This is a genomic window from Streptomyces sp. NPDC093109 (assembly GCF_040701725.1).
Classification (GTDB): domain Bacteria; phylum Actinomycetota; class Actinomycetes; order Streptomycetales; family Streptomycetaceae; genus Streptomyces.
This window is the reverse complement of sequence record NZ_JBFBEZ010000002.1, coordinates 45,999-71,311: the sequence shown is the minus strand read 5'-3', so window position 1 is coordinate 71,311 and position 25,313 is coordinate 45,999. Positions and strand designations below refer to the sequence as shown.

Below are 25,313 nucleotides of genomic sequence, written 5' to 3'. Positions count from 1 at the left end.
CGGTGAGCGACGGTGATAGCGGTACGGGCAGCGGCGGTACGGGCTCAGGCCGCGTTGCGCGGCGCGTTGCGCGGGTCGAGCTCCGGGTCGTACGGCGCGACCCAGAAGAACTCGCCCTCCACGTCGAACGCGTACAGCAGCCCCGTACACCCCGCGCCGAGCGCATCGGCCGCGCCGGCCGCGTCGGCCGGTTCGGCCTGCCGCACCTGGACGAGCGCGGTCGAGCCGTCCGCCGCCGCCACCTCGGCCTGACCGAAGTCGGCGGAGACGGAGCCGGTGCGGATCGTGCACGTCAGCCCGATGAAGTCCAGCCGTGACGGCGGCGCCTGTTCAGGAACCAGGTCGCGCAGCCGCCGTACGAGCAGCCGCGTGACGCCCCAGGCGATCAGCGACCCGGCGACCAGCACGGCGGCGGACCAGAGGGTCCGGGCGGTGCCGGGATCCACCTGTCGGCGCACCAGCACCGATCCCGTCAAGGTGGTGAACCAGGCAATGGCGATCAGAAGCGATACAGGAATGGTCACCGGCACTCCGCCGAGCCCGGCACCACCTGAGCCACCTGAGCCACCAACGCCGTCGGCGCCCACCCCGGTGTCCACCTGCGCGTCAAAGGCGTCGTACTCGGTCGCGCCCGCCAGCACCAGCAGCCAGAAGGCGATCACCACGAGCAGCGCGGCGCCGAACAGGACGGCGGGGAAGGCCAATGCGGCGCCGATGAACTCGTTCATCCCCACCCCACCTCCCCGTGCGCGTCCAAGTCTGTCTACGTGTGTGCCGGCCCCCGACGCCGATACGTTGCCGTATCGCGACGCCGGGGGCCGATCCCCCGTGGTTCCCCCGTGTTCCCCCGTGGCCCCCGTTGTGCTGAGACCATTGTGCTTGCAGGGAGCATCAAAACGCATTGCCGGAATCCGGCAATCTTTACGTTTCCTTAATGCCGGGGCCCGACCCCAACCCTCCTGGCAACGGAGGTACCACGACGGCTACTTGACGACGACGTACGCCCCGGAGGAGTTGACCGCCGAGGCGATCGACGAGCCCGCGTAACTGAAACGCCAGTGGCCCGTCGCGGAACCCTTGACCGTGGTCTTCAGCTTGCCGGCGCTGTCCGCCTTCACCGTCTTGACGTTGGTGTACTCGGTGCCGCCCTTCTTGCGGAACTGGAGCTTCACCGACTGGCCGCCGTGGCCGACGTAGTGGGTGTAGTTGGCGTTCTCCAGGTTGAGCACGGAGAGCTTGCCGGTGACCGTCAGGGTCTTGCCCTTCTTGACCGGCTTGGGTGTGGCGGCGACGGTCGCCCTGGAGTGGCGCCTGAGCTGGACGGTCGCCACGGACTGGCGGTCGGTCAGGCTCTGTCCGTCGGCCGCGCGGGCGAACGCCGCCGCTTTCCAGGTGCCCGCGAGCGCGTTCCTGCCCAGGCTGGCGACCGGGTCGAGATAGGCGAAGGTCACCTCACAGGCCGAGGTGGTCGCGTTGGTCCGCTTGCAGGTGGCGGGCCAGCCGGTCAGCACGCCGTCGGGCTTGTTGTACGCGCCCCGGTACAGGTACAGATCCCCGTCCGCGATGCCGGACGGGTCGGTGGCCGTGAACCGCGCGGTGAAGCTCTGCAACGGGTCGTTGTGGAGGGTCAGGGGCTTTCCGCCGTTGATCACGACCTTGCTGATCGTGGTCTTGCCGACGGTCTGATCCGCCTGCGGGGCCGGCCCCATGAACGCGCGGGTGACCGTGCGCCGTACCGAGCCGCCGGCCGCGTTCCCCGCCGTGACGCGCAGCGACACGAAGGACGCGCTCGCCGGGACGGGCAGGGTCGCCGAGGCGGCGCTGTCGCCGGTCTGCTGGAGCGGCAGTCCGTGCCAGTTCGCGCCGTCGTCCGTCGAGTACTCGATGCCGGTGACCGTACTGACGTCGTCGTACGGGTCGTTGTACCCGTTCGTCCGGGTGGACGCCGTCGCGGTGACGGTCACGGGGGCGGCCTTCGCGGTGTTCCTCGCGTCGAGCCCCGACACGGTGAGGGCGGTGTCGACCAGGGGCAGGTCCCCGCTGCTCCTCATGGCGGTCGACGCGAACGCCCACTCGCTGCGCACCTGTGTGGAGAGCCGGGAGTAGGGCACCTTGCGGTCGGCGGTGTGGACCAGCTCGTACATCCCCGAACCGCTGCCGACGGGCGCGTTCAGCGTCTTCAGGGCGCCCAGGTCCTTCGCCTCCGCGATGGTCTCGCCCCGGAAGCCGAGCCGGTACGAGACCTTGGCCCGGGAGTCGTAGGCGCCGTGACCCTCGGCATCCGAGAAGGCGTCGGGCTCGTACAGCTGGATCGTCGCGCCACGCCGGGTGGAACCGGAGTAGTCGCTCAGCGGGCTCGGCTGGAACGGCGCCGCGCCGAGCGTCTCCCCGGCGGACGTGCCGGCCTTCAGCGTACGGGCAGGGAGCTGCGTCGAGTGGTCCCCGCCGTCGTACTGGAACATCCTCGAATAGGCGATGCCCGGCGTCACGTACTCGGTGACGCTGCCGCCGAGGGGCACGGCGCTTCCGATGTAGACGCCGTCGTCACCCGTGCGGGGCGCGGAGTACAGATAGCCGCTGCGACCGGTCCCGGGCGCGCGGACGGCGGTGACGGTCTTGGCCAGGTTCGCGGTGCGCACCTGCTTGACCGGCGAGGCGGGGACGGTGTCCTTGAAGAAGTGCGTGAGGTCGTACCGGTACGGGGACGGCGCGGAGTCGGCCGACCCCTTCTTGACCTGCACCTCGTGGAGCCGCAGCGAGACACCGGCCTGCGAGAACGGGGTGACGTACACCTTCCGGTTCATCCCGTCGTAACTGCGCCCGCCACCCACGAAGCCCGCGAAACCACCACCCGGAACGGAGATCCAGGCGGTGGACGTGTCGAGGACGGCCGTGGATTCGTCGGTCCGGATACCGGTCTCCTTGGCCTTCTTCGTCTCGAAGTCGACCGTGAGCGCCGCCGTGGTGACCTTGAAGGTACGGACCAGCAGGTAGGCGGGTTCCTTCCACCGGGAGACCTGCGCGACGGAGAAGTAGTCGCCGGGCGGCAGCTTCTTCGAGGCGCTGGGGTGTTCGTTGTCGGTGTTGATGCTGTAGGACGCCCAGGTCTTGCGGTCCCAGATCCGGAACAGCGACCCGGGGCTGTTCTCGCCGTCGACCTTCATCTTCACGGTGTACGTGCTCGCGGCGGCGCTGACGGCGGGTGCCGATGCCGTCGCTGCCTTCCCGTTCGCAGCGGCGGGGATCTCCGTCGTGGCCACGGGCCGCCGCACGTCGACCGGCCGCACGCTCACCTCGCCGTCCGTGGAGGCGAAGGCGTACCGGTCCATGGTCCGGCCGGGGCCGGGGGTGATCCGGATGTTCGAACCGGAACCCGCACCGTCGCCGACGACGTCCACGCGCTCACCGGTGGCCAGTTCGGCGCCGCGCGTGCCGGAAGCGGTGGTGGCCGTCGTGGCTCCGGCGGACGTCGTAGCTCCGGCGGACGTCGTGGCTCCGGCGGACGTCGTGGCGGTCGCCCCCGCGTCCGCCGCCCAGCTCGTGCCGGTTCCGATTCCGGTGCCGCTGAACAGGGTGGTGGCCGACAGGACCACCGTTCCCGCCAGTGCGATTCCGGTGGTGGTCGCGCGGTGTCTTCGGCTTCCCGCACGGTGATTCCTGATAGGCGGCATGAAACCGCGTCCCCCCTCGTGTCAGGTGCTCCGAGGCCCCTCCAGACGGGAGGCCGGAGCGATCACCGACACTTTAAACGCAGTTCGACGCCACATGTTCGGACTTGTGTTCCCTGCCGGAGGAGCTTCCGAGGCGTTGCCGGAGCCCTACGCTGCCCCCGTGACGACGCACAACGCCCTCGAACGCCGTCGGCTTCTCTCCGGCGGCGGCGCTGCGCTCGCCCTGCTGCTCGGCGGATGCTCGGCGGACGGCGGGACGGTACGACGGCTGCGGCTGGCGACCGGGGTGGAGGGCGGACCGTACAACGCGTTCGGGCGGGCGCTCGCCGTGGCGGTGGCGGAGAGCGGGCAGCCGCTGCGCGTCGTGCCGGTGACCACCTCCGCGAGCGTGGGGAATCTGCGCAAACTCGCCACCGGGGAAGCCCAGTTGGCGCTCGCCATCGCGGACGTGTCGGAGGACGCGGTGCTGGGGCGGGGGACGTTCGCCGGGGCGCCGGTGGCGATCGCCGCGCTGGCCCGGGTGTACGTCAACTACACGCATCTGGCGGTGCCGGCCGCCGGTCCCGTCCGTACCGTTCCCGATCTGGCCGGGCGGTCCGTCGCGACCGGCCCCGACGGTTCCGGGGTACGGGTGGTCGCCGGGCGCGTGCTGCGCGCCGCCGGGCTGACCGGGCGCCGGGCCGTACGGGAGCGACGGCTGAGCCTCGCCGACTCGGCGGCCGGGCTGCGGGCGGGCACGGTCGACGCGCTGTGCTGGTCGGGCGGTGTGTCCACGCCCAGCCTGACCACGCTGGCGCGGCGGCTTCCGCTGCGTTTCCTGCCGCTGGACGGGTACGTTCCGGCGCTGCGCGCCACGTACGGCCCGCTCTACTCGCCCGCCACGATCCCCGTCGGCGCGTACGGTCTCGACCGGCCGGTCGGCACCATCGGCGTCGGCAACTACCTCCTCGCCCGCCCCGACGTGCCCGCCTCCGTCGTGCGCGAGCTGCTCCCCGTCGTCTTCGGACGGCGGCGCGAGCTGCTGCGCGAAGTGACGGCCGGGGCCCGACTGGAGCCGCGCTTCGCGATCTCCACGGGGAGTGTGCCGCTGCATCCGGGGGCGGTGGCGTACTACCGGTCGGTGTACGGCTGAGACACGACCGGCGGCGCCTCAGGCAGGCTCAGCTCCACCACCAGCCCGCGCGGCTCCCGGGCCGCCGCCGTCAGCCGGCCCCCGCTGCGCCGCGCGATCTCGTCGGCGATGGCCAGCCCGAGGCCGCTGCCGGGGATGTTCTGGTGTGCCGCGCCCCGGGTGAACCGGTCGAGCAGGGACGGGAGTTGATCCGGCGGCGCGCCGGGACCGTCGTCCGCGACCCGGACCACGACCATCGGGCCCGCGCCGCCGGTCACCCCGGCCGCATCCCCTTCCCTCCGCGACACCCCGATCTCGACCCCGCCCCCGCGCGGTACGAACTTCGCCGCGTTGTCGAGCAGCGCGTCCAGCACCCGCCCGACGGCGTCCGGCAGGGCACGGACCGCACAGCAACTGGCTGCCACGGTCACCGTCAACGTCACCGTCAGCCCCGCCGCCGCCAGCACCGGCGTCCAGGCCGCCGCCCGGTCCCGTACCGCGTCCTCGGCGTTCTGTACGGTCCGCGCCTCCGCCCCCTCTCCCGCCCCCTCCCCCGCCCCCGCCTCCACCCGGGCCAGCGCGAGCAGCCCGTCCAGCAGTGCGGCGAGGCGTTCCGTCTCCTCCAGCGCCCGCAGGTGCTCGGCGTGGCCGTCCGCCGACGCCGGGTTCAAGTGGGGCTCGATGTTCTCCAGTTGGAGCACGAGCGTGGCCAGCGGGTTGCGTAGCTGGTGGGAGGCGTCCGCGACGAAGGCGCGCTGCCGGTTGAGGGAGTCCGCGACGGTCTCCGCCATCGCGTTGAACTGCCGCCGCAGACGCCGCAGTTCGGGCGGCCCGGTGGCGGAGGCGGCGGCCCTGCTGGTGAGCGCGCCGGCCGCCAGACCCTCCACCGCCCGGTCCAGGTCCCGTACGGGCCGCATCAGCCAGCGCGCGATGCCCGCCGCGACCAGCGCGGCGGCGGCGAACGCGGCGATCGCCCCGGCGCCGATCAGCGCCCAGCGCACGGCCACGTCGTGGCGGGCGGCCCGGGTCGGGACGGCGAGCAGGACGGCGCCGCTGACGCGTTCGTCGCGGCCGACGGGCTCGGCGACGGTGACGGTACGGGGGCCCCAGGGCCGGATCGTGGGCAGCTGCTCGGTGGACCGGCCGGTGAGCGCGCGGGCACGGGCGCCGAGAGCCTCGCGCGCACCGGCCGCACCCGCACCCGCACCCGCACCGACCGCATCCGCACGGGCGTCGGTCTCCGGGGCGGCGCGGGTCACCGTCTTCCCCGCCGTGTCGACGACCGTCATCCCGGCCCCGTACACCTCCGCGTACCGCCGTATCTCCGCCGTCAGTTCGGTACGGTCGGCCGTCGTCGTGGCGCGCTCGGCGAGGTCGGCGAAGCGGACTGCGTCGGCGCGGCGTTGCAGCAGCAGATGCTCGGTGCGGCTCCGGGCGTAGCCGTCGGCGAGCGGCAGGCAGAGCAGCAGCACGACCGCGCCCATGAGGAGGACGAGCACCCAGAGCAGCCTGCGCCTCACGGAAGGCGGCTGTCGGTACGGCTCCCGGTACGGCTGTCGACTCGTCCGAGCTGATAGCCGAACCCCCGTACCGTACGGACCAGTTCGGCGCGGCCCGTCTTCGAGCGGATGCCCGCGACATGCACATCGAGCGACCGCGACGCGGCCAGCAGCACATCGCCCCACACCCGGTCGAGGATCTCCTCGCGCGCGTGCACCTGGTCCGGGCGGGCGGCCAGATGGGCCAGTACGTCGAACTCGCGCCGGGTCAGGGCCACTTCGGCGCCCGCGACCGTCACCGTACGCCCGGCCAGGTCGATGTCCACGTCCCCGCGGCGCACCACGGCGGACCCGTCCTCGCGATCCCCGAGGCGTTCGCGGTCCCCGCGCGCCTGCCGGGCCTCCCTCGCCTCGTGGGCCGCCGGGTCCGACCGTCTGCGTACCGTGTCGATCCGGGCGATCAGCTCCGCCATCCGGAACGGCTTCACCACGTAGTCGTCGGCCCCGGCCCGCAGCCCCTGCACGATGTCGCGCTCCTCGCAGCGCGCCGTCACCACGATCAGCGGCGCGGCGCACACCGCGCGCAGCCTGCGCAGCAGCTGTATCCCGTCGAGGTCGGGCAGGCCGAGGTCCAGGAGGACGAACTCCGCCTCGTGCGCGTGCAGCAGCGCGTCCAGCGCCCGGCCCACGCGCCGTACGGTGTGGCCGCGCCGGGCCAGGGCCGTGCTGAGCGCGTGGGCCATTCGGTCGTCGTCCTCGACGAGCAGGGCGTGCATTCCGGTCAAGGTAATCGACACCGGGGGTACGGAACAGGCCGTGTCACCCGGTCGTGGACGTGGGCGTGGACGTGGACGTGGAGCTGGCCGCGGTCGTGGACGTGGCCGCCGAAGCGGAAGCCGGTGGGACGGCCCCCGCCGCCCCCGCCGCCCCCGCCTCCCGCCGGTCGTCCTCCGCCTCCCGCCGGCTCATCGCCGCCGCGCGGGTGTCCGGCATCAGGACGTACGCCACCAGCGAGATCAGCGCGCACCCGGACACGTACCAGAAGAAGTACGTCTCGTGGCCGCCGTCCTTGAACCACAGCGCCACATACTCCGCCGTCCCGCCGAACAGCGCGTTGGCGATCGCGTACGGCAGCGCCACCCCGAGCGCCCGCACCCGGGTCGGGAACAGCTCGGCCTTCACGACAGCGCTGATCGAGGTGTACCCGCTGACGATGGTGAGCGCCAGCACGGAGAGGCCCAGGGCCGCCCAGAAGGAGGTGACACCGCCGAGGGCCGTCATGATCGGGTACGTACCGGCCGCGCAGCCGACGCCGAACCCGATCAGCAGGGGCCGCCGCCCCACGCGGTCGGAGAGCATCCCGAACAGCGGCTGGAGGCAGGCGTAGATGGTGAGGGCGGCGAAGCTGACCAGTGTGGCGGTGTTCTTGTGCATGCCCGCGCTGCCGATCAGGTACTTGGTCAGATACGTGGTGTACGTGTAGTACGCGAGTGTGCCGCCGAGTGTGAGCGCGATGACGAGCAGGGCCTCGCGGCGGTGCTGCCAGAGCGCCTTCATGGTGCCGCGCTCCCCTGCCACCCCCTCGGTCCCGTCGATCCCGTCGTCGGCCCGCTGCTGCTCGGCGAACGCCTCCGTCTCGTGCAGCCGGCGCCGCAGCCAGAACACGACCACGGCGAACACCGCGCCGAGCAGGAACGGCACCCGCCAGCCCCAGGTGGAGATCTGCTCGGTGGTGAGCGTGCGCTGCATGATGATGAGCATCCCGAGCCCGAGCAACTGCCCGGCGGTCATGGACACGTACTGGTACGAGGAGCCGAGCCCGCGCTTGTCGCGGTCGGCGGCCTCCGTCAGATACGTGGCGCTCGCCGCGTACTCCCCGCCGATGCTCAGCCCCTGGAGCAGCCGCGCCAGCAGCAGCACACCAGCGCCGAGATAGCCGGCCTGCCCGTACGTCGGCGCGAGCGCGATCAGCAGGGCCGCGGCCGACATGAGGGTGACGGTGAGGGTGAGCGCGCTCTTGCGCCCGTGCCGGTCGGCGGCCCGCCCGAGCAGCCAGCCGCCGACGGGGCGCATCAGGAAGCCGACGGCGAAGATGCCGGCGGTGTTCATGAGCTGGGCGGTGGGGTTGTCGTGGGGGAAGAAGTTGCCGGCGAAGTAGATGGCGAAGCTGGCGTAGACGAACCAGTCGTACCACTCGACGAGATTGCCGAGCGATCCGCCGATCATGGCGAGGCGCTGGCTCTGCTTGCGCGGCACAGCGGTCGCGTCGGTGGTGGGGGTGCTGGGCGTGCCGGGGGACGGCATGGCGGCGGCTCCAGGAATTCGATGGGGGGAACGGCCCAGAGCATGGGAGCGGCCGACGGCCCGGACAAGGCCAGGGGCGGAGATCTAACGTCCCGCTAAGGAAGGGGTGTTGCGGGCGCGGCCCGGCCGTCCGAAACCAATGCCAAGGTCAAGTCGTGGCAAATTCCTCTGGCATAAGGCAACTTCACCGTCCGGCGGGGTGCACTGGAGGTCGTAGACCGGAAACGCCGCTGTGCCGCCCCACCTGAACAGGATGCCGCTACATGCACACCACCCCCGAGCAGTTGCCCCCCACTTCCCCCGCCCCCACCAAGCACCGTCGCCGGAAGATCACCAGGACGAAGGTCGCGGTCAGCGCGGCCCTGGCCGCGGGCGTGGCCGGCGGGGTGCTCGTGAGCGCGAACGCCGCGACCACCGTCACCGCCGCCGCCCTCCCGGCGTCCGCCACGGGCGACAGCCGTACCGTCGTCGAACCGAAGGTCCCGGCCACCGTCTGCAAGACCCTGACGGCCGGCCTGAGCATGACGAGCCGCAAGAGCGACGCGGCGAAGGAGGCGGCCCCGCCGGACACCGCCCGTATCCAGGCCGCCCTGGACGCCTGCAAGCAGAGCGGCACGGGCTCGGTCGCGGTCAAGCTCACGGCGTCCGCCGCCACCGGCACCAGCGCCAAGGCCGCCTTCCTGACCGGCCCGGTCACCGTCCCCCAGGGCGTCGTCCTGCTGCTGGACACCGGCGTCACGCTGTACGGCTCGCTCAACGCGGCCGACTACCAGATCGCGTCCAAGCCGGCCTGCGGCACGGTCACCACCGACTCCGGCGGCTGCAAGGCGCTGATCAGCGTCTCGGGTGCCAACGCGGGCGTGGAGAGCGTACGCGCGAGCAACGGTACGCAGGGCACGATCGACGGCCGCGGCGACATGGTCCTGTACGGGAAGAACGTCACCTGGTGGGCGCTGGCCACGCAGGCGAAGACCGAGAGCAAGAACCAGAACAACCCGCGCATGATCCAGGCCGTGAAGTCCAACAACTTCACGCTCTACAACATCAACCTGGTCAACTCGGCCAACTTCCATGTCTCGTACCAGAACGCCACCGGCTTCACCGCCTGGGGCGTCCGCATCAAGACCCCCGCCACCGCCCGTAACACCGACGGCATCGACCCGGCCGGCGCCACGGACGTCACCATCGCCAACTCGTACGTGATGACGGGTGACGACGGTGTCGCGATCAAGGGCGGCAGCGCCGCGTCCAAGAACATCACCGTCAAGAACAGCCACTTCTACGGCACCCACGGCATATCCATCGGCAGCGAGACGAACAGCGGCGTCAGCAACGTCCTGGTCAGCAACAACACGGTCACGGGCACCGACGCGCTCGGCAACGCCAGCGCCAGCAGCGTCGGTCTGCGCATCAAGAGCAGCGCGGCCAACGGCGGCAAGGTGGCGCAGGTGACCTACCTCAGCAACTGCATCACCAAGGTGAAGCAGCCGCTGGTCTTCGACACCCGCTACTCGGGCGGCACGGGCAGCTCCGTGCCGTCCTTCACCGGCGTCCTGGTCAACGGGGTGCGCTCGACCGCCTCGGTCTCGAACGCGAAGTCGGTCCTGACCGGTTACGACGCCGCCCGCCCCCTCGGCGTGACCCTGGCGAACGTCAGCCTCGACACCACCGCGTCGACCGCCTCGTACGCCAACGTCGGCCTGTACAACACCAACCTGACGCCGTCAGGAACGGGCGTCACCACCAGCACGCTCACGGGCAGTGGCTCCGTACCGACCTGCACGTTCCCGGCGTACCCGGCGCTGTAGGGCGGATACGCGAGGGGCCCCGGACATCTGATGACGTCCGGGGCCCCTCGTGCGAATCGACCGTTACGAAGCCTCGGCCGCGCTCTTCTTCTTGCGGAGGAAGAACACCGCGCCGCCGCCGACCGCGACGAGGACCAGCGCGATCCCGCCGATCAGCGGGGTGGCGCTGCTGCCACCGGTCTGGGCGAGGTCGCCGCCGCCCGTGGTGCCGGAGGTGGAACCGCCGGCCGAGGCCGGGCTGGGCTCGCTCGACGGCGACTCGGAGCTGTCGGTGGTCGGCTCGTCGGTGCCGCCGGTGCTGGTCTCGCCCGTGGTCTCACCGGTGGTCTCACCGGTCGTGCCGCCCTCGGAACCGCCGTCGGAACCGCCGGTCGCGGAGCCGCCGGTCGCGCCGCCGGTGTCACCGCCGCCGCCGATGGTGCCGCTGGTCTCGCAGTCCAGCACGCCTTCGAAGGTCTGCTCGAAGTCGCCGCCCTTGACGACGATCTTGTACGCCTCGTCCTCGCCGACCGGGACCGTGGTGGTCTCGGAGCCGCCCGGCTGGACGGTCAGCTCCTTGTCGCCGACGGTGTACGTGAACGGCTTGTCACCCTCGTTGGAGACGGTCACGTCGACGCCGCCCGCCTCGCAGTTGACCTCGGCGTGCGCCGCCGGGATCGGGCCCTTGGCGGCCCAGTTGGCGGTGGCGGTCGCGGTCACGCTGCTCTCGGTGGAGCCGGCCAGGATCTGGGTCTGGCTGCGCTTGTTGCCCTCGCCGCTGGTGAAGACGCGGCCGACGGGGATCTTGGTGCTGGCCTTGGCGGTCAGCGAGGCGGTGCCGTCGTCGGTGCCGGCGGGAACGTCGAAGTACAGCTCGTCGCCGCCCTTGACGCTGGTCACCTCCGTACCGTTCTTGTCGACGACCTTGACTCCGGCCGGGGTGCCGGCGCCCGCGGCGATCTGTACGGAGCCCGCGTTGGTGCTGACCGTGATCGGCCCGAGCTTCTCGCCCGACTTGCCGGAGACGGCGGGCGGGTTGAGGCTGAGCGACGCGTCGGGCTCAGAGGAGTTCTTGGCGTTCTTCTGGAGGTAGTCGGCCAGCTGGTCGGCCTTCTTGTCCTGCGCCGTCACATCGGCGGCGTCGGAGAGGCGCCAGATGGCGACCTGCGTCCCCGCGGCGGCGAGCTGCGGCGTCAGGGAACCGCTCACACCGGCGGCCTTGGCCAGCGCGGTGAGGTCGCTCACGTGGGGGTAGGAGTTCTCCAGAATCCAGTTGACCTTCCCGGCGTCCGGATTGGAGCCGAGGGAAGAGGACTTCCAGGGGACTTCCTGGTAGTTCGCGTTGTTCTTGGTCGGCTGGTGGATGTCGATGCAGTAGGTCTGAATCTTCCCGCCGTTGTCGACCGCCATTTCGAAGAGCCCGGCCGAGACCTTCTGGCTCCGGCCGTTCTGCTTGATGACCGCGGTGCTGTAGGTCTTCAACCCGGTCAGCTTGGCGGAAGCTCCTCCGGCGTTCGGAGCGGATTCATCCGCGAACGCGGCCCCCGCGCCGGCAATCGCGCCACCGGTGAACATGCCGGCCGCGAGAACGGCGACGGCGAGGCGAGAGACCCCGCGGCTTCCCACTCTGTACATATGTTTCCCTTCCGGGCGAGGCTCCGCATGGCGGGTTCGCCGCGTTCGCCTCGTCTGCGAGAACTCCCACCGGGAGCCCCCGCGTTACTCGCCAAACCCTAAGGAACGCTCACAGCAAATAAACAGCCAATCACCTTTGGTGATCGTTCCGAATCGGAATCGTTATGCGCCTCACCCGCACTTTGCGGGAAAGTCGATAAATCCGCAACGCGATTCGAGTCGAGTGAAGGTATTGAAAAGCCTTTGAAAAGGCAGCGTATATGCACTGAACGCCCGAACGTCCGAAGTTGAACGTTTGACCACCTGATCCTTATCGCGCCACATATGCCCGAATCCCCGCCCACCATCACCCAATGCGAGTGATCGCCGAGGGCACCGACTGCGAGGCGCTCTTCACCCTGCGCCGACGCCCCGGAGTGAGCGACGAGGACTTCCAACGCGACGCGAACGCGGTATCCGCCGACCTGGCCACCCTCAAACGCGTAATGGAACGGCCGTAACATCACGTGCGTCCTTGGCGGCGCGGGCGCGACGGCTGCCGGAGTTCGTACGTCACGTAATCGTCGTCGTCACATCCCGTACAGACGAAACCGGACTTCGCCAGGACACGTCCGGAGGCCGGGTTCTCAGGATGATGCCGAGCGGTGAGCCGGTCCAGGCCGGGAACGGCGAACGCGAAGCGGGCAAGCCGCCGCACCGCCTCGGTGGCATAGCCGTTACCCCACATGTCGTCGCGGAGGACGTAGTTGATCGAGGCAGTTGACCGGGTTCGGCACCGGAACTTGGCGAGGCCGATCAGGTCGTCAGCCACGATGACGCCGAAGCACCAGTGCTCGCGGGGGACAGCGCGGGCGTGAACCAGAATGTTCGCCACCTTGGCCCTGGCCTTCGCCGCTGTCAGAGCCTCACCTGTGGTGAATCTGACGGATGCACCGCTGTAGACGCGCTGGACAGACGGAGCGTCGTCCATCGTGAGGTCCCGGAGCACGATCACAGCGCCCCCAGCGCGTCGGCCAGCTCGGCGGCGGTGGGACGGTCGTCGCGGGCACCGAGCAGGACCGGACGCAGGATGCCCTGGAGCGCGGGCCACGGTCGCGCGCCATCAAGAGGAATACGTCGCTCCGCGACAGCGGTACGCCGTACTGCCAGCGGAGTCGTCCGGTCGAAACCGACAGCGTCGTAGTCGAGCGGCCAGCGCCCGGTGGCACAGGTCCACAGGGTTCCCGCGAGTGCGTACACCTCGGCGGACATGCTGGGGATGACGGGCCGAACACCGGCATCGATGGACGCGGCCAACTCGGGGGCCGTGAGGTGCACGATGGCGCCCCGGAAGTCGTTCGTCGGCTCCATGCCCGGCCGCCAGGACCAGGCGAAGTCGATGAGCCGTACGCCGCTGTCGGTATGGATGCCGTGGGAAGGCTGAAGATCGGAGTGGACCCAGCCCGAGGCATGGAGGCCGGCCACCGTACGGCACAGCGCCACCGCCGCGGCAACGGCTTCTCCGTACCCCTCCGCGCTCTTCCGTAGGGCCCCGAAGACCTTCCAGGTCGACGGCCCGGCGAACCACTGGGTGACGAGCCAGGAAACGCCGCCACCATCGTCACCATCGTCGCCATCGCCGTCGTCAAGTCCGGAGCCGAGCGCGTAACCAGGAATGTCCAACGCGGCGAGAACCGCGGCTTCGCGGCTGGTGGCGGAAGCACCGTCACCGAATCCTGCCTTGACCGCGACAGCACCACCCGGCCCAACGGCCCTCCACACGACAGATCCACGCCGATCACTGATCTCTCTCAACTCCAGCGGAGTACCGCATACGGCCTCGGCGGCCCTCAGCGCAGCAGGGGGACAGCGGGGAGTCTGGTCCGGGACCATGCCCGTACCGCCTTCCAGTCGTACGGGGCCCGCCTCGGAGGCGCGGCGCGGGGGCAGCACAGGGGCGTCAGCTCAGAGCCTGGGCGACGCGGAGCCGGAGGCTCTGGTCACCGATGGCACCGGCGTCGCGCCAGGCCGCGCCGGTCACCTCTTCGGCCTGGAGCCGGCCGATGTCGGCCGTGGTGCGGAAGACGAAGCGGAAGTCGATGTGCTGGTGGGCCGGTTCACCCTTGGCGTCGTTGGCGGGGATGGAGTGGATATCGATGTGAACGGGCCGGTGCGTCACCGCGGTGACGGCGTCAGCGGGAATGCCCGTTTCCTCGGTGAGCTCACGCAGGGCCGCTTCCAGCAGTGCGTCATCCGTGCTCTCCAGGTGACCGCCGGGCAGGAGCCACTTGTCCAGGGCGAGATGGTGTACGTGCAGAATCCGCCCGTCCGGCCCGGCGAGGATCGCCCCGGCGGTCGCGTGGCCGCGGAACTCGCTGCGGAGGGTGAGATCGGCGCCGGAGTCCAGAAGGCCCAGGACCGGAGCGAGGCCGGGCTTCTCCTCGGGATGTTCGTCGAGGTAGGCGGTCAGGGTGGTACGGAGGTGGGCTTCTGTGACGGGCAAGTCGATCACCTGTTGAAGTAGGAGAGCCACGTCGCCGCGGTGGGCCTTGGCGGTCGGCAGGAAGGTGTGAGGTCCGCCCCCGCACACGCGGGGAACACCGGCCCGGTGCGCGCTCGCCGGCCCCGGCCTCCGGCCCATCCCCGCCTGCGCGGGGAGCACGGCAACGCCCCGGGGTCCCGACCCACTGGACCGGACACTCCCTGTACTCGGGACCGGCCACCACCCCCGCGACCAGGGCAAGAACTCCGTCACCGTAGCGGACCAGGGCGGTGGGGTACGGCACAGCCGCGCCCTGCGAGCTATTTCCGGCGGGTCGACGGCTGGGACGACAACGCCTCCGCCGGCCTCACGGCCCCGCCGAAACCGGGAGCGCGGGCGCCCCGCCCCGCAGGTCCAGGAGCGCCCACAGGCGGCGCCCGTCCTCTCCGCTCTCCGTCCCGCATTCGGTGACACCGAGCGCCACCAGATCTTTCATGAACCGGTCCGAGGAGGAGGGCGCCATGCCGGGGCAGTGGTTGAGGACGAGGACCAGGACGCGCTGCTCGTCGTCGGTCAGGTGCAGGCTCACACGGGTCCCGCCGTCCGCCATGGCGGTCTCCACCAGGAGCGCCACGACGGCGCCGACGGCGTCCTCGGCCGGCTGGTACCCCCACTCCCGGAGTCTGTCGAGCACACGCCGCCGGGCGACGGCCGGCGTCCAGTCCCGCCGCTCCAGAGGCCAGTTCGCGCCCCGGCGGTTGGCCATCATCACCCGGCGCCGGTCCCTCGTCGCGACGCGCCCCTTCGGCTTCGGCGGGTTGGGGAACGGCGGGGCGACCGGCTTCTTCGGCGGGGGCGGAGTCTTCGGCGGGTAGTCCCGGCCGCCGCCGTCTCCAGCGTCCACAGGAAGCCTCCCGAACCGGCGGGGACACCTTCCCCACCCGGCTCACCCATCGTAGGGGGGAAGTCACCGTACGACAGGCGTCCCGCCGAATCCCCTCACCCAGCCGCACGCGTCACACTGAGCGCGCCTGCCGCCTCAGGATGTCGCCCCAGGCAGGACGGCTTCCGGTAGGCGCCTACGGTCTCAAGGCTCACAAGGCTTTCGACTTGGCGTGCGTCAGGAAGATCTTCCACTGCGCGCGGGCGAAGCCGAGGGGCGCGCGGGTGTGGTCCTTGCTGTCGCGTACGGCACGGCCGCCGTTGGCCGTAGGGGCTATCTCGACGCAGTCGTTGTTGTGGCCCGAGTAGGACGATTTCCGGTACGGGCCTACGGCCTCGGGGGTCACGAGGCATCCGTCTTCGCGTGCGTCAGGAAGATCTTCCACTGCGCGCGGGCGAAGCCGAGGGGCGGCCTCGCGGGATCCTTGCTGTCCCGTACGGCACGGCCGCCGTTGGCTGTCACGGCAATCTCGACGCAGTTGTTCTCCTGCCCGGAGTACGAAGATTTCCGATACGGGCCTATGACGTCAGAGGTCACGATGTGTCTTCCTTGCTGCTCCGCAGTGCGGCCCGGATAAGCCGCGCGCTCGCCTCGGGTGCCAGTGCTGCCGATCGTAGTTGGTCGAACGCATTGGCGTAAGCCGTCAAGTCGTCGGCTCCTTCGAGGACGGACGTACCTCTCAGGTTGTCCAACGTAACGGCCTCCACAGTCGGTTCGGAGTCGAAGCTGAACGACGCAAATGCTGAGGTCATGGCCGCCTTCGCCCCTGCGGTGAACGGCAGCACCTGGATGGTCACGTTCTTCCGCTTGCCCACCTCAAGGATGTGTGCCAACTGTTCACGGTGAATGCCGTCATCGACCAACGGGTGCGCAATGACTGGTTCCCAGACAATGGCGGCATAGGTGGCTCCGCCCTCGCTCACCTTCGCCTGCCGCCCCTCCCGCACTTGCATCAGCTTCTCGATCCGCTCCGGAGCGACATATCCAAGCCCTGCCTCGATGGATGCCTTCGCATAGGCAGAGATTTGCAGCAGCCCGGGGAACATGACGGGCTGCCACTCCCGGATGTACGTGGCGTCGTCCTCCAGAGAGATGTGGTCGAGGTAGTCCGAGCGGAGATGCGCAGCATGTTCGAGCCACCAGCCGCGCCGCTTCGACGTCTTGGCCAGTTCCTCGTACCGCGCGACCTTTTCGCGCTCGGTCTCCCCGTAAGCCGCCATGAGCAAGCGGACGTCGATCACACGACAGGACACATGCCCGCTCTCCATTCGGCTGATCTTGGCCGCGGACGCAGCGATCACCTCAGCGGCCTGCGCCTGATCCATCTTCGCCGCATGCCGGTAACGCCTCAGCGCCGCACCAAGCCGCCTGCTGCGCACCGTCGGTTTCCCACCATCGGGCATGGCATTCCCCTCTCTTCAGGGGCCCAAGTCTGCAACTCCGTTGCAGGGCACGGCTAGTCACCCGTCTGTGTGAATTACTGCATGCTTGCAGTCAGATGGGGTTGTCGTCAGAGGTTATGCAGCCCTAGCCTCGGGAACGCGCCGTCGCCATCCGGCCACTCGGCGTAACTCCGACCACGCGTCAGCTGGGGGTCCAGCCATGCCCACCACCCTTTCCGCGGAGCCGCTTCGCGCCACCTTCCGCATCCCGAAACGCAAGAAACACGTGCCGGCCGTGCGGGCCCGAGTCAGGGAGACCCTGGCCGCATGGGGGCTGGAACGGCTCACCCCGGAAGTCGAGTTGGTGGCGTGCGAGCTGGTCACCAACGCCGTCGTCCACTGCCGCGTGAGCTTCGCCGAGGTCGAGGTGACGCTGCATGTGGACTGGGGCGAGCTGGTGCTGGAGGTCTCCGACCCCGACCGCACGAGGCTGCCGCAGCTCGGCGCGGGCTGCCCCGAGGACGGGGAGGGCGGGCGCGGGTTGCTGCTCGTTGCCGCGCTGTCCGAATCCTGGGGGTGCCGGGAGCTGGAGTACGGGAAGTGCGTGTGGGCGCGGTTCGAGGCGGACCGGGACGGCGCCGGGGGTTCGGCGTGAGGGGGTGGTTACGTCGCGGCTTCGAGCGGTGGCGGGCCCGGGGGCATACGGCCGCGCCCATGCCCGTACCCGTAACTCCCGTCCGGTCGGCGCCCGTACCTACGACGCCCGAGATGTGGGACGCGCTTCTCACGCTCGCCCGCCATCACCGCGCGGCGCGAGGCCAGGACGGGTACCGCGACCGCAACCAGGGAGAGCGGTGGCGCACATGGACGGGCTGACCGTCGGGATGGTGGTGTACGACCGGACGTTCGAGATGCCCGGCCGGATCACCAGCTTCGCCGGGGAACGCGTCTGCCTGGAGCGGCCCACCGGGTACGCCTGGGTCGCGAAGCTGAGCACCGTACGGTCGGCAACCCCGTGGGAGCGGCGCCAACTCGCCGCCCTCGGCAGGCTCCACGGCCGCCGACGCCGCTCCGCGTCGTAATGGCGCAGGGGGGGGTGTGACCTGCGGGTTAGAGCGGTGTTGAGTGGGGTGGATGGGTGGCGCGGGTTGTTGGGAAAGGGGCCGCCCCTCCAGCCTTTGAGTGTCGCGTCTCCGTGCCAGGTGTAAAGGGCGCTCCTGTGTCGCGTCGGCTGCGCCGATTACGCTTCGCTACACCCTTGACACCTGTCCCGGAGTCGCAAGTGCGGGTGTGGGAGGGGCGGCCGGGGGGTGAGGGGGGCCCAAGAGGTCCGCTGCCCTACCACTCGGCTCAGGGTCCGACGGCCCGGCGGACCCTGCAGGGCCACGCGGCAGAGGAGAGGGGCGGCCCGACACCGGCTCAGCGGCCAACGGTCCGTTGCTGGTTACGACTCAGGCCCCGCTGGTCACCGTGGGGTGGGGGAGGGACTGGTGGGACCTGCGTGGCGGCAAGTGGGCTCCCGGAGGCGGTCTTTGCATCGAGGAGTGCGTCTAACGCACCTCAGGACACATGTGCCGTCCGGAGAGCCCCCCAACCACCTCCCAAATCACCCCATATGGGACTGATCGATGGGGGTGTGGGAGCTTGATCCCGACGACTGCGACGCTGTAGCCGTCTGACGTGCCGAAAGTGGCTCCAACGTCGCACTCCCTGCTCCCGGGCACCGCCCGGAGACTCCCGGCCCGGAACGGGCCCGAGGACCCCGACCGGACAGCAGGCGCCACCCAGCTCCCGGGCACCACAACGCAACGGTGATCAGTGGGGCATGAGTGCCGGCCAACCGGCGGCCGTCGGCCGCCGAGACGAGCCCGGCAGCCCCATGCAAAGAGTGCGCAGCCCCGCAGGGCCCACCCACCCGAGGACCCCGAACCGACCGGCAGCCCGGCCGGTCCCCCGGGCAACCCCTCACCCCCCGGCCGCCCCTCCCACACCCGCACTTGCGACTCCGGGACAGGAGTCAAGGGTGAGCGAAGCGAAATCGGCGCAGCCGACGCGACGCAGGAGCGCCCTTTACACCTGTCACGGAGACGCGAAACTCACAGCAGGAGGGGCGGCCCCACGCCCAACAATCTCCGCCACCCACCCACCCCACTCGGCGTTGCACTGACCCTCAGCACGTCCCGAAGCCGACGGCGGCTCAGTCCTCGTCCCCCTCCAGCTCCCCCTCCGTCTCCAGGAACACCTTCCGCAGCGCGTCCAGCACCCCCGGGTCCGGCTTCTCCCACATCCCGCGCGACTCCGCCTCCAGCAGGCGTTCCGCGATGCCGTGCAGGGCCCACGGGTTGGCCTCCTGGAGGAAGGCGCGGTTCTCGGGGTCCAGGACGTACGTTTCCGTCAGCTTGTCGTACATCCAGTCCGCGACGACGCCCGTCGTCGCGTCGTAGCCGAAGAGGTAGTCGACCGTCGCCGCCAGTTCGAACGCGCCCTTGTAGCCGTGGCGGCGCATCGCCTCGATCCACTTCGGGTTGACGACGCGGGCGCGGAAGACGCGGGACGTCTCCTCGACCAGGGTGCGGGTGCGGACCGTTTCCGGGCGGGTGGAGTCGCCGATGTACGCCTCCGGGGCCGTGCCCTTCAGGGCGCGTACGGTCGCGACCATGCCGCCGTGGTACTGGAAGTAGTCGTCGGAGTCCGCGATGTCGTGCTCGCGCGTGTCCGTGTTCTTCGCGGCGACGGCGATGCGCTTGTACGCGGTCTCCATCTCCGCGCGCGCCGGCCGGCCGTCGAGCTCGCGGCCGTACGCGTAGCCGCCCCAGACGGTGTAGACCTCCGCCAGGTCCGCGTCCGTGCGCCAGTCGCGGCTGTCGATGAGCTGGAGGATGCCCGCGCCGTACGTACCCGGGCGGGAGCCGAAGATGCGGGTGGTGGCGCGGCGTTCGTCGCCGTGTTCGGCGAGTTCGGCCTGGGCGTGGGCCCGTACGAAGTTGGACTCGGCCGGCTCGTCCAGCCCGGCGACCAGCCGCACCGCGTCGTCCAGCAGCCCGATGGCGTGCGGGAACGCGTCGCGGAAGAAGCCGCTGATGCGCAGGGTGACGTCGATGCGGGGGCGGGCCAGTTCCGCGAGAGGGACCGGCTCCAGGCCCGTTACCCGCCGCGACGCGTCGTCCCACACCGGCCGCACCCCCAGCAGCGCCAGCGCCTCCGCGATGTCGTCGCCCGACGTGCGCATCGCGCTCGTACCCCAGAGGGAGAGCCCGACGGACGTCGGCCACTCGCCGTTGTCCGTGCGGTAGCGGGTCAGCAGCGAGTCGGCGAGCGCCTGGCCGGTCTCCCAGGCGAGGCGGCTCGGGACGGCCTTCGGGTCGACGGAGTAGAAGTTGCGGCCGGTCGGCAGGACGTTGACAAGACCGCGCAGCGGCGACCCGGAGGGGCCCGCGCTGACCGAGCCGCCGTCCAGCGCGTGCAGCACGTTGTCGATCTCGTCGGTCGTCGCCTCCAGGCGCGGTACGACCTCCTCGGCGGCGAATTCGAGGATCGCGGCGACCTGTTCGGGGTGGCCGGCCGCGACGGTGGGCACCGCGTCGACGTCCCAGTCGGCGTCCTCCATCGCCTGGACCAGCGCGCGGGCCGTCGCCTCGACCGTGTCCGCGTCGGTGCGCGTCGGCGCCGACTCGTCGAGGCCGAGCGCCTCGCGCAGGCCGGGCAGCGACGTCGTACCGCCCCAGATCTGGCGCGCGCGCAGGATCGCGAGCACCAGGTTGACGCGCGCGTCGCCCTCCGGCGCGTGGCCGAGGACATGCAGCCCGTCGCGGATCTGCGCGTCCTTGACCTCGCAGAGCCAGCCGTCGACGTGGAGGAGGAAGTCGTCGAAACCGTCGTCGTCCGGCCGGGCCTCAAGACCGAGGTCGTGGTCGAGCTTCGCGGCCTGGATCAGCGTCCAGATCTGCGCGCGGATCGCGGGCAGCTTGGCCGGGTCCATCGAGGAGATCGCCGCGTACTCGTCAAGGAGCTGCTCCAGGCGCGCGATGTCGCCGTACGACTCGGCGCGCGCCATCGGCGGTACGAGATGGTCCACCAGCGTGGCATGCACGCGCCGCTTCGCCTGCGTACCCTCGCCCGGGTCGTTGACCAGGAACGGATAGATCAGCGGTACGTCACCGAGCGCCGCGTCGGGCGCGCAGGCGGCGGAGAGGCCCGCGTTCTTGCCGGGCAGCCACTCCAGATTGCCGTGCTTGCCCAGGTGGATCATGGCGTCGGCGCCGAAACCGCCGTCCGCGCTGTCGGCCGCGATCCAGCGGTAGGCGGCCAGATAGTGGTGCGAGGGCGGCAGATCGGGGTCGTGATAGATCGCGATCGGGTTCTCGCCGAAACCGCGCGGCGGCTGAATGAGGATGAGCAGATTCCCGCGCCGCAGCGCCGCGAGGACGATGTCGCCGTCCGGGTCGCCACCGTTGCCGACGCGGCTGCGGTCGAGGAACATCTCGCCGGGCGGCGGGCCCCAGTGCGTCTCGACCTTCTCGCGCAGCTCGGCGGGGAGCTTGTCGTACCAGCGCCGGTAGTCGGCGGCCGGGATACGGACCGGGTTACGGGCGAGCTGCTCCTCGGTCAGCCACTCCTGGTCGTGGCCGCCGGCGTCGATCAGGGCGCGGATCAGCTCGTCGCCGTCGCCGGAGGCGAGGCCGGGGACGGGTCCGTCGGTGTCGCCGGTGCCGTCGGGGTCGCCGAAGTAGTAGCCCTGGGCCAGGAGTTCACCGAGGAGTTCGATGGCGCTGGCGGGGGTGTCGAGACCGACGGCGTTGCCGATACGGGAGTGCTTGGTGGGGTACGCGGACAGCACGAGCGCGATGCGCTTGTCCTCCGTCGGGATGTACGCGAGCCGGGCGTGCTTCACGGCGATCCCGGCGACGCGCGCGGCCCGCTCGGGGTCGGCTACGTAGACCGGCAGGCCGTCCTCGTCCAGCTCCTTGAAGGAGAACGGGACGGTGATCAGCCGGCCGTCGAACTCCGGCACCGCGACCTGCGAGGCCGCGTCCAGCGGGGTCAGCCCCTCGTCGCTCGCCTCCCAGGCGGCGCGGCTGGAGGTCAGGCAGAGGGCCTGGAGGATCGGTACGTCGAGCGCGGCGAGCGCGCCCGCGTCCCACGCCTCGTCGTCGCCACCGGCGGAGGCGGTGGCGGGCTTGGTGCCACCGGCCGCGAGGACGGTGGTGATGATCGCGTCGACGTCCTCCAGCGCCTCCAACAGCTCGGGCTCGGGGGAACGGAGCGACGATACGAAGATCGGCACGGCGCGGCCGTTCGCCTCGTCGATGGCGTCGCACAGGACGTCCACGAAGGCCGTGTTCCCGCTGAGGTGGTGGGCGCGGTAGTAGAGGACCGCGACAAGGGGACGGTCGCGCTCCGCGAGAGGTCCGGAGGGGAACGGGGACCGGCGCTGCATCCGCCCCCACGTCGGCGACGCGGCCGGCGGCTCGAAGCCGTGCCCGGTCAGCAGCACGGTGTCGGAGAGGAAGCGGGCGAGCTGCGCGAGGTTCTCCGGGCCGCCGTGCGCGAGATATCCGTGCGCCTCGGCGGCGATCCCGATGGGGACGGTCGACGCCTCCATCAGCTGCGCGTCGGGGGCCTGCTCCCCGGTGAGGACGACGACGGGCCGGGGCCCGGCGAGGAGCTGGTCAATGCCCGCCTGCCAGGCGCGCAGCCCGCCGAGGAGCCGTACGACGACAAGGTCGACGCCCTCCAGCAGCGCGGGCAGCTCGTCGAGCGCGAGCCGGGCGGGGTTGGCGTACCGGTACGGAACCGGTCCCTCCGCCGAGCGGGCGCTGAGCAGATCGGTGTCGGACGTCGACAGGAGCAGAAGCATGCGGCGTCTGGCCTTCCTCGGGGTCCGCGCCCCGGGCGGGGTGGTGAGTGGACGGCGGGAGTTCCTGACTCGTCCGGCGCCGTGTCGCGTCGCACGCTGCGCCGCGTTACGGCTGCGCACGTCGCACGGCACACGTCGCCGGGCTCACAGTGGCGGGACCGCGCCGGGTTCGCACCGGGCTTCCTCCCCAAGACGCCGTCGCTGGCGATCGGCGGGCCGTGGAACCCGCCGTCTGCATAGTAAGTGCTGAGGTCACGGGCGGGGAGGCCGCCCGGGAGGGCGCCGGTGGAGACGGCTGCGCGCCAGGTGGCCGGGCGGTCCCACGTGGGTATGCTCGCGGCCATGCCGCCCACCCCGCAACCACCCGTGAACCGGGACGAAACCCCTGGCCCGGAGCCCGTAGGGGACGCTGCGTCGGTGTCCGTAGGGGACGCCGCTCCGGTGTCCGTACGGGACGCTGCCCGGCTGTCCGTAGGGGACGCCTCGCCGGCGCCCGTAGGGGACGCCGCACCCGTAGGGGACGCCGCGCCCGTCCCCGTACGGGATGCCGCCCCGGGGCCCGTACGGGAGCGCGGTGACGCCTGCCCCGGTGCGCTGCGGCTGCACAGCGCCGACGACGGATGGCTGGCCCGACTGCGGCTGCCGGCCGGGACGTTGACGTACCGCCAGGCGGAGGCGCTCGCGGTGGCGGCCGAGCGGCTGGGCGACGGGCATCTGGACATCACGTCCCGGGGGAACGTCCAGCTCCGGGGGCTGGGCGCGGCCTGCGGCGGCGAGCTGGAAGCGCTGCTGGACGCGGCCGGCCTGCTGCCCTCGCCGGAGCACGAGCGGGTACGGAACATCGTGGCGTCCCCGCTCTGCGGCCTCGACGAACTCGCCTCGGGGGACGCCCGGTTGTGGGCGCGTGAGCTGGACGCGCTGCTCTGCGCGAGCCCGGCGGCGACGGCTCTGTCGGGACGCTTCCTCTTCGCGCTGGACGACGGCCGGGGAGACGTGGCGGCGCTGGGCGCGGATGTGACGTTGCTCGCACAGCCGGGCGGCGGGGCGACCGTACACACCGGAACGAACCGTTCCGGTGACCGTTCAGGTGACCGTTCCGGCGTACGGGTATCCGCGTCCGACGCCCCCCGCGCGGCCCTCCTCGCGGCGGAGACCTTCCTCACGGTCGCGGCGGCGAGCGGCACCGGCGCCTGGCGGGTACGGGAACTCCCCGACGCGGGGCGGGAGCTGGACGCCGCAGTGGCGGCGCGGCTGACGGAGGCGGGAATCGGGGGGCGAGCGTACGAGCCGCCCACCGCACCGCCCGCACCGGCTTCTCCGCCCGCACCCTGGCCGTACGCCGCTCCCCCGGCCCCCGGCCGGATCCACTCCCCCGACGGAACGGTCGCCCTCTCCGTCCACGCCCCACTGGGCCGGCTGAGCGTCGAACAGTGGCGACTCATGCTGACCGAAGACAGACCGGAGAACGGACCGGAGAACGGACCGGGGGAGCTGCGCGTCACCCCCTGGCGCGGCATGATCATCCCCGGCCTGGCCCCGGCCGCCGCCGACGCGCTCCTCGACCGGCTCCGTACGGCCGGACTGATCACCACCCCCGACTCCCCCTGGCACGGGGTCGGCGCCTGCACGGGCCGGCCCGGGTGCGCGAAGGCGCTGGCGGACGTACGGTCCGACGCGGCGGACGCGGCCGGCGCGGCCGGCGCTCTGGCGCCCCTCCCCGGGGACGCCCTCCCCGTCTACTGGTCGGGGTGCGCGCGGCGCTGCGGTCATCCCGGGGGCGCGTGGGTGGACGTGGTGGCGACGGAGGCGGGCGACTACACGGTCTCCGTACACGGCGTTCCGCAGGCAACGACAGTGGCGGCGACGGCGACCGGACCACGGCTGGCCGCAGCAGTAGCGACAGCCCGATCACAAGCACAAACACAAACACAGACTCGAACACGATCAACAACAGTCACGAAATGAGCGAGACCAGAGTGTCCACAGCGTTCGACTACGAGAAGGACGGCGCGGAGATATACCGCCGTTCCTTCGCCACGATCCGCGCCGAGGCGGACCTCGCCGGGCTGCCCGCCGATGTCGCCCAGGTCGCGGTGCGGATGATCCACGCCTGCGGCATGGTCGATCTGGTCCGCGATCTCAGCTACACGCCCACCGTGGTCGCCCGCGCCCGCGAGGCGCTGCGCGCGGGCGCGCCGATCCTGTGCGACGTGTCCATGGTCGCCAGCGGGGTCACCCGCAAGCGGCTGCCGGCGGACAACGACGTCGTCTGCACCCTCTCCGACCCGTCGGTGCCCGCGCTGGCCGCCGAGATGGGGACGACGCGCAGCGCCGCCGCCATGGAGCTGTGGCGGGATCGGCTCGAAGGCTCGGTCGTGGCCGTCGGCAACGCGCCGACCTCGCTCTTCCGCCTGCTGGAGATGATCGAGGACGGCGCGCCGCACCCGGCGGCGGTCATCGGCGTACCGGTCGGCTTCATCGGAGCGGCCGAGTCCAAGGACGCGCTCGCCGAACACCCGGCCGGCCTGGCACACCTGGTCGTACGGGGGCGGCGGGGCGGCAGCGCCATCGCGGCGGCGGCCATCAACGCGATCGCGAGTGAAACGGAATGACCGAGAACAGCACCAGCACCAGCACCGCCGCCACCACCACCATCACCACCA

General features: G+C 71.2%; 21 protein-coding genes. 7 read left to right on the top strand and 14 right to left on the bottom strand.

Going from position 1 to position 25,313, the window contains the following annotated elements; translation table 11 throughout:
- Positions 1-44: 44 nt before the first annotated feature.
- On the bottom strand, positions 45-728 hold the full coding sequence (locus AB0389_RS02710) for a hypothetical protein (protein ID WP_366393502.1): 684 nt from the start codon (positions 726-728) through the stop codon (positions 45-47).
- Positions 729-983: 255 nt separating this feature from the next.
- Positions 984-3,671 (bottom strand): hypothetical protein, encoded by a 2,688-nt coding sequence (locus AB0389_RS02705; RefSeq protein ID WP_366393501.1) that lies wholly within the window; start codon positions 3,669-3,671, stop codon positions 984-986.
- A gap of 160 nt (positions 3,672-3,831) precedes the next feature.
- Here AB0389_RS02705 and AB0389_RS02700 point away from each other — a divergent pair, with 160 nt between their 5' ends.
- Positions 3,832-4,803, top strand: coding sequence for a TAXI family TRAP transporter solute-binding subunit (locus tag AB0389_RS02700; RefSeq protein WP_366393500.1), 972 nt, complete (start codon positions 3,832-3,834; stop codon positions 4,801-4,803).
- On the opposite strand, the gene AB0389_RS02695 is transcribed toward AB0389_RS02700, so the two are convergent.
- The 3 genes from AB0389_RS02695 to AB0389_RS02685 are packed head-to-tail and all read right to left on the bottom strand — an operon-like array spanning position 4,782 to position 8,507.
- On the bottom strand, positions 4,782-6,302 hold the full coding sequence (locus tag AB0389_RS02695) for a HAMP domain-containing sensor histidine kinase (RefSeq protein WP_366393499.1): 1,521 nt from the start codon (positions 6,300-6,302) through the stop codon (positions 4,782-4,784). The two genes, AB0389_RS02700 and AB0389_RS02695, sit on opposite strands and share 22 nt — an antisense overlap.
- Positions 6,299-7,057: a response regulator transcription factor gene (locus AB0389_RS02690; RefSeq protein WP_366393498.1), complete on the bottom strand. Its 759-nt coding sequence runs from the start codon at positions 7,055-7,057 to the stop codon at positions 6,299-6,301. Before AB0389_RS02690 ends, AB0389_RS02695 begins: the two co-directional genes overlap by 4 nt.
- A gap of 43 nt (positions 7,058-7,100) precedes the next feature.
- Positions 7,101-8,507: an MFS transporter gene (locus AB0389_RS02685; RefSeq protein WP_366393757.1), complete on the bottom strand. Its 1,407-nt coding sequence runs from the start codon at positions 8,505-8,507 to the stop codon at positions 7,101-7,103.
- 341 nt (positions 8,508-8,848) lie between these two features.
- Here AB0389_RS02685 and AB0389_RS02680 point away from each other — a divergent pair, with 341 nt between their 5' ends.
- Complete coding sequence (locus AB0389_RS02680) at positions 8,849-10,393, top strand: glycosyl hydrolase family 28 protein (RefSeq protein ID WP_366393497.1); 1,545 nt, start codon at positions 8,849-8,851, stop codon at positions 10,391-10,393.
- A gap of 63 nt (positions 10,394-10,456) precedes the next feature.
- On the opposite strand, the gene AB0389_RS02675 is transcribed toward AB0389_RS02680, so the two are convergent.
- A complete protein-coding gene (locus tag AB0389_RS02675) occupies positions 10,457-12,007 on the bottom strand; it encodes a thioester domain-containing protein (RefSeq protein WP_366393496.1) in 1,551 nt (516 codons plus the stop codon).
- Between the two features lie 353 nt (positions 12,008-12,360).
- Here AB0389_RS02675 and AB0389_RS02670 point away from each other — a divergent pair, with 353 nt between their 5' ends.
- Positions 12,361-12,507, top strand: coding sequence for a hypothetical protein (locus tag AB0389_RS02670; protein WP_366393495.1), 147 nt, complete (start codon positions 12,361-12,363; stop codon positions 12,505-12,507).
- 2 nt (positions 12,508-12,509) lie between these two features.
- On the opposite strand, the gene AB0389_RS02665 is transcribed toward AB0389_RS02670, so the two are convergent.
- From AB0389_RS02665 to AB0389_RS02635, 7 genes are all read right to left on the bottom strand, one after another.
- A complete protein-coding gene (locus tag AB0389_RS02665) occupies positions 12,510-12,995 on the bottom strand; it encodes a GNAT family N-acetyltransferase (protein ID WP_366393494.1) in 486 nt (161 codons plus the stop codon).
- 2 nt (positions 12,996-12,997) lie between these two features.
- A complete protein-coding gene (locus AB0389_RS02660; RefSeq protein WP_366393493.1) occupies positions 12,998-13,669 on the bottom strand; it encodes a hypothetical protein in 672 nt (223 codons plus the stop codon).
- 277 nt (positions 13,670-13,946) lie between these two features.
- On the bottom strand, positions 13,947-14,498 hold the full coding sequence (locus AB0389_RS02655) for an NUDIX domain-containing protein (RefSeq protein WP_366393492.1): 552 nt from the start codon (positions 14,496-14,498) through the stop codon (positions 13,947-13,949).
- Positions 14,499-14,835: 337 nt separating this feature from the next.
- Positions 14,836-15,372, bottom strand: a complete 537-nt coding sequence (locus tag AB0389_RS02650; RefSeq protein ID WP_366393491.1) for a hypothetical protein — start codon at positions 15,370-15,372, stop codon at positions 14,836-14,838.
- A gap of 190 nt (positions 15,373-15,562) precedes the next feature.
- Entirely contained in the window at positions 15,563-15,757 is a 195-nt protein-coding gene (locus AB0389_RS02645) for a DUF397 domain-containing protein (protein WP_366393490.1), read from the bottom strand.
- On the bottom strand, positions 15,754-15,948 hold the full coding sequence (locus AB0389_RS02640) for a DUF397 domain-containing protein (protein ID WP_366393489.1): 195 nt from the start codon (positions 15,946-15,948) through the stop codon (positions 15,754-15,756). The genes AB0389_RS02645 and AB0389_RS02640 overlap by 4 nt, the downstream gene beginning before the upstream one ends.
- Entirely contained in the window at positions 15,945-16,814 is an 870-nt protein-coding gene (locus tag AB0389_RS02635) for a helix-turn-helix transcriptional regulator (RefSeq protein WP_366393488.1), read from the bottom strand. The genes AB0389_RS02640 and AB0389_RS02635 overlap by 4 nt, the downstream gene beginning before the upstream one ends.
- A gap of 199 nt (positions 16,815-17,013) precedes the next feature.
- Here AB0389_RS02635 and AB0389_RS02630 point away from each other — a divergent pair, with 199 nt between their 5' ends.
- Both AB0389_RS02630 and AB0389_RS02625 read left to right on the top strand, forming a co-directional pair.
- Positions 17,014-17,448: an ATP-binding protein gene (locus AB0389_RS02630; RefSeq protein ID WP_366393487.1), complete on the top strand. Its 435-nt coding sequence runs from the start codon at positions 17,014-17,016 to the stop codon at positions 17,446-17,448.
- 208 nt (positions 17,449-17,656) lie between these two features.
- The gene (locus AB0389_RS02625) at positions 17,657-17,875 is read left to right on the top strand and encodes a hypothetical protein (RefSeq protein ID WP_366393756.1); all 219 of its coding nucleotides are present in this window, start codon (positions 17,657-17,659) and stop codon (positions 17,873-17,875) included.
- Between the two features lie 1,115 nt (positions 17,876-18,990).
- Here AB0389_RS02625 and cobN read toward each other — a convergent pair.
- Positions 18,991-22,650, bottom strand: coding sequence for a cobaltochelatase subunit CobN (gene cobN / locus AB0389_RS02620; RefSeq protein WP_366393486.1), 3,660 nt, complete (start codon positions 22,648-22,650; stop codon positions 18,991-18,993).
- Between the two features lie 330 nt (positions 22,651-22,980).
- Here cobN and cobG point away from each other — a divergent pair, with 330 nt between their 5' ends.
- On the top strand, positions 22,981-24,615 hold the full coding sequence (gene cobG / locus AB0389_RS02615) for a precorrin-3B synthase (RefSeq protein WP_366393755.1): 1,635 nt from the start codon (positions 22,981-22,983) through the stop codon (positions 24,613-24,615).
- The gene (locus tag AB0389_RS02610) at positions 24,612-25,262 is read left to right on the top strand and encodes a precorrin-8X methylmutase (protein WP_366393485.1); all 651 of its coding nucleotides are present in this window, start codon (positions 24,612-24,614) and stop codon (positions 25,260-25,262) included. The genes cobG and AB0389_RS02610 overlap by 4 nt, the downstream gene beginning before the upstream one ends.
- Positions 25,263-25,313: the final 51 nt, after the last annotated feature.

Coding starts and splice junctions, on each gene's coding strand:
- AB0389_RS02710 (WP_366393502.1), bottom strand. CDS start 728: ATGAACGAGTTCATCGGCGCCGCATTGGCCTTCCCCGCCGTCCTGTTC.
- AB0389_RS02705 (WP_366393501.1), bottom strand. CDS start 3,671: ATGCCGCCTATCAGGAATCACCGTGCGGGAAGCCGAAGACACCGCGCG.
- AB0389_RS02690 (WP_366393498.1), bottom strand. CDS start 7,057: ATGCACGCCCTGCTCGTCGAGGACGACGACCGAATGGCCCACGCGCTC.
- AB0389_RS02685 (WP_366393757.1), bottom strand. CDS start 8,507: ATGATCGGCGGATCGCTCGGCAATCTCGTCGAGTGGTACGACTGGTTC.
- AB0389_RS02680 (WP_366393497.1), top strand. CDS start 8,849: ATGCACACCACCCCCGAGCAGTTGCCCCCCACTTCCCCCGCCCCCACC.
- AB0389_RS02675 (WP_366393496.1), bottom strand. CDS start 12,007: ATGTACAGAGTGGGAAGCCGCGGGGTCTCTCGCCTCGCCGTCGCCGTT.
- AB0389_RS02670 (WP_366393495.1), top strand. CDS start 12,361: ATGCGAGTGATCGCCGAGGGCACCGACTGCGAGGCGCTCTTCACCCTG.
- AB0389_RS02635 (WP_366393488.1), bottom strand. CDS start 16,814: ATGCCCGATGGTGGGAAACCGACGGTGCGCAGCAGGCGGCTTGGTGCG.
- AB0389_RS02630 (WP_366393487.1), top strand. CDS start 17,014: ATGCCCACCACCCTTTCCGCGGAGCCGCTTCGCGCCACCTTCCGCATC.
- AB0389_RS02625 (WP_366393756.1), top strand. CDS start 17,657: ATGGACGGGCTGACCGTCGGGATGGTGGTGTACGACCGGACGTTCGAG.
- cobN (WP_366393486.1), bottom strand. CDS start 22,650: ATGCTTCTGCTCCTGTCGACGTCCGACACCGATCTGCTCAGCGCCCGC.
- cobG (WP_366393755.1), top strand. CDS start 22,981: ATGCTCGCGGCCATGCCGCCCACCCCGCAACCACCCGTGAACCGGGAC.
- AB0389_RS02610 (WP_366393485.1), top strand. CDS start 24,612: ATGAGCGAGACCAGAGTGTCCACAGCGTTCGACTACGAGAAGGACGGC.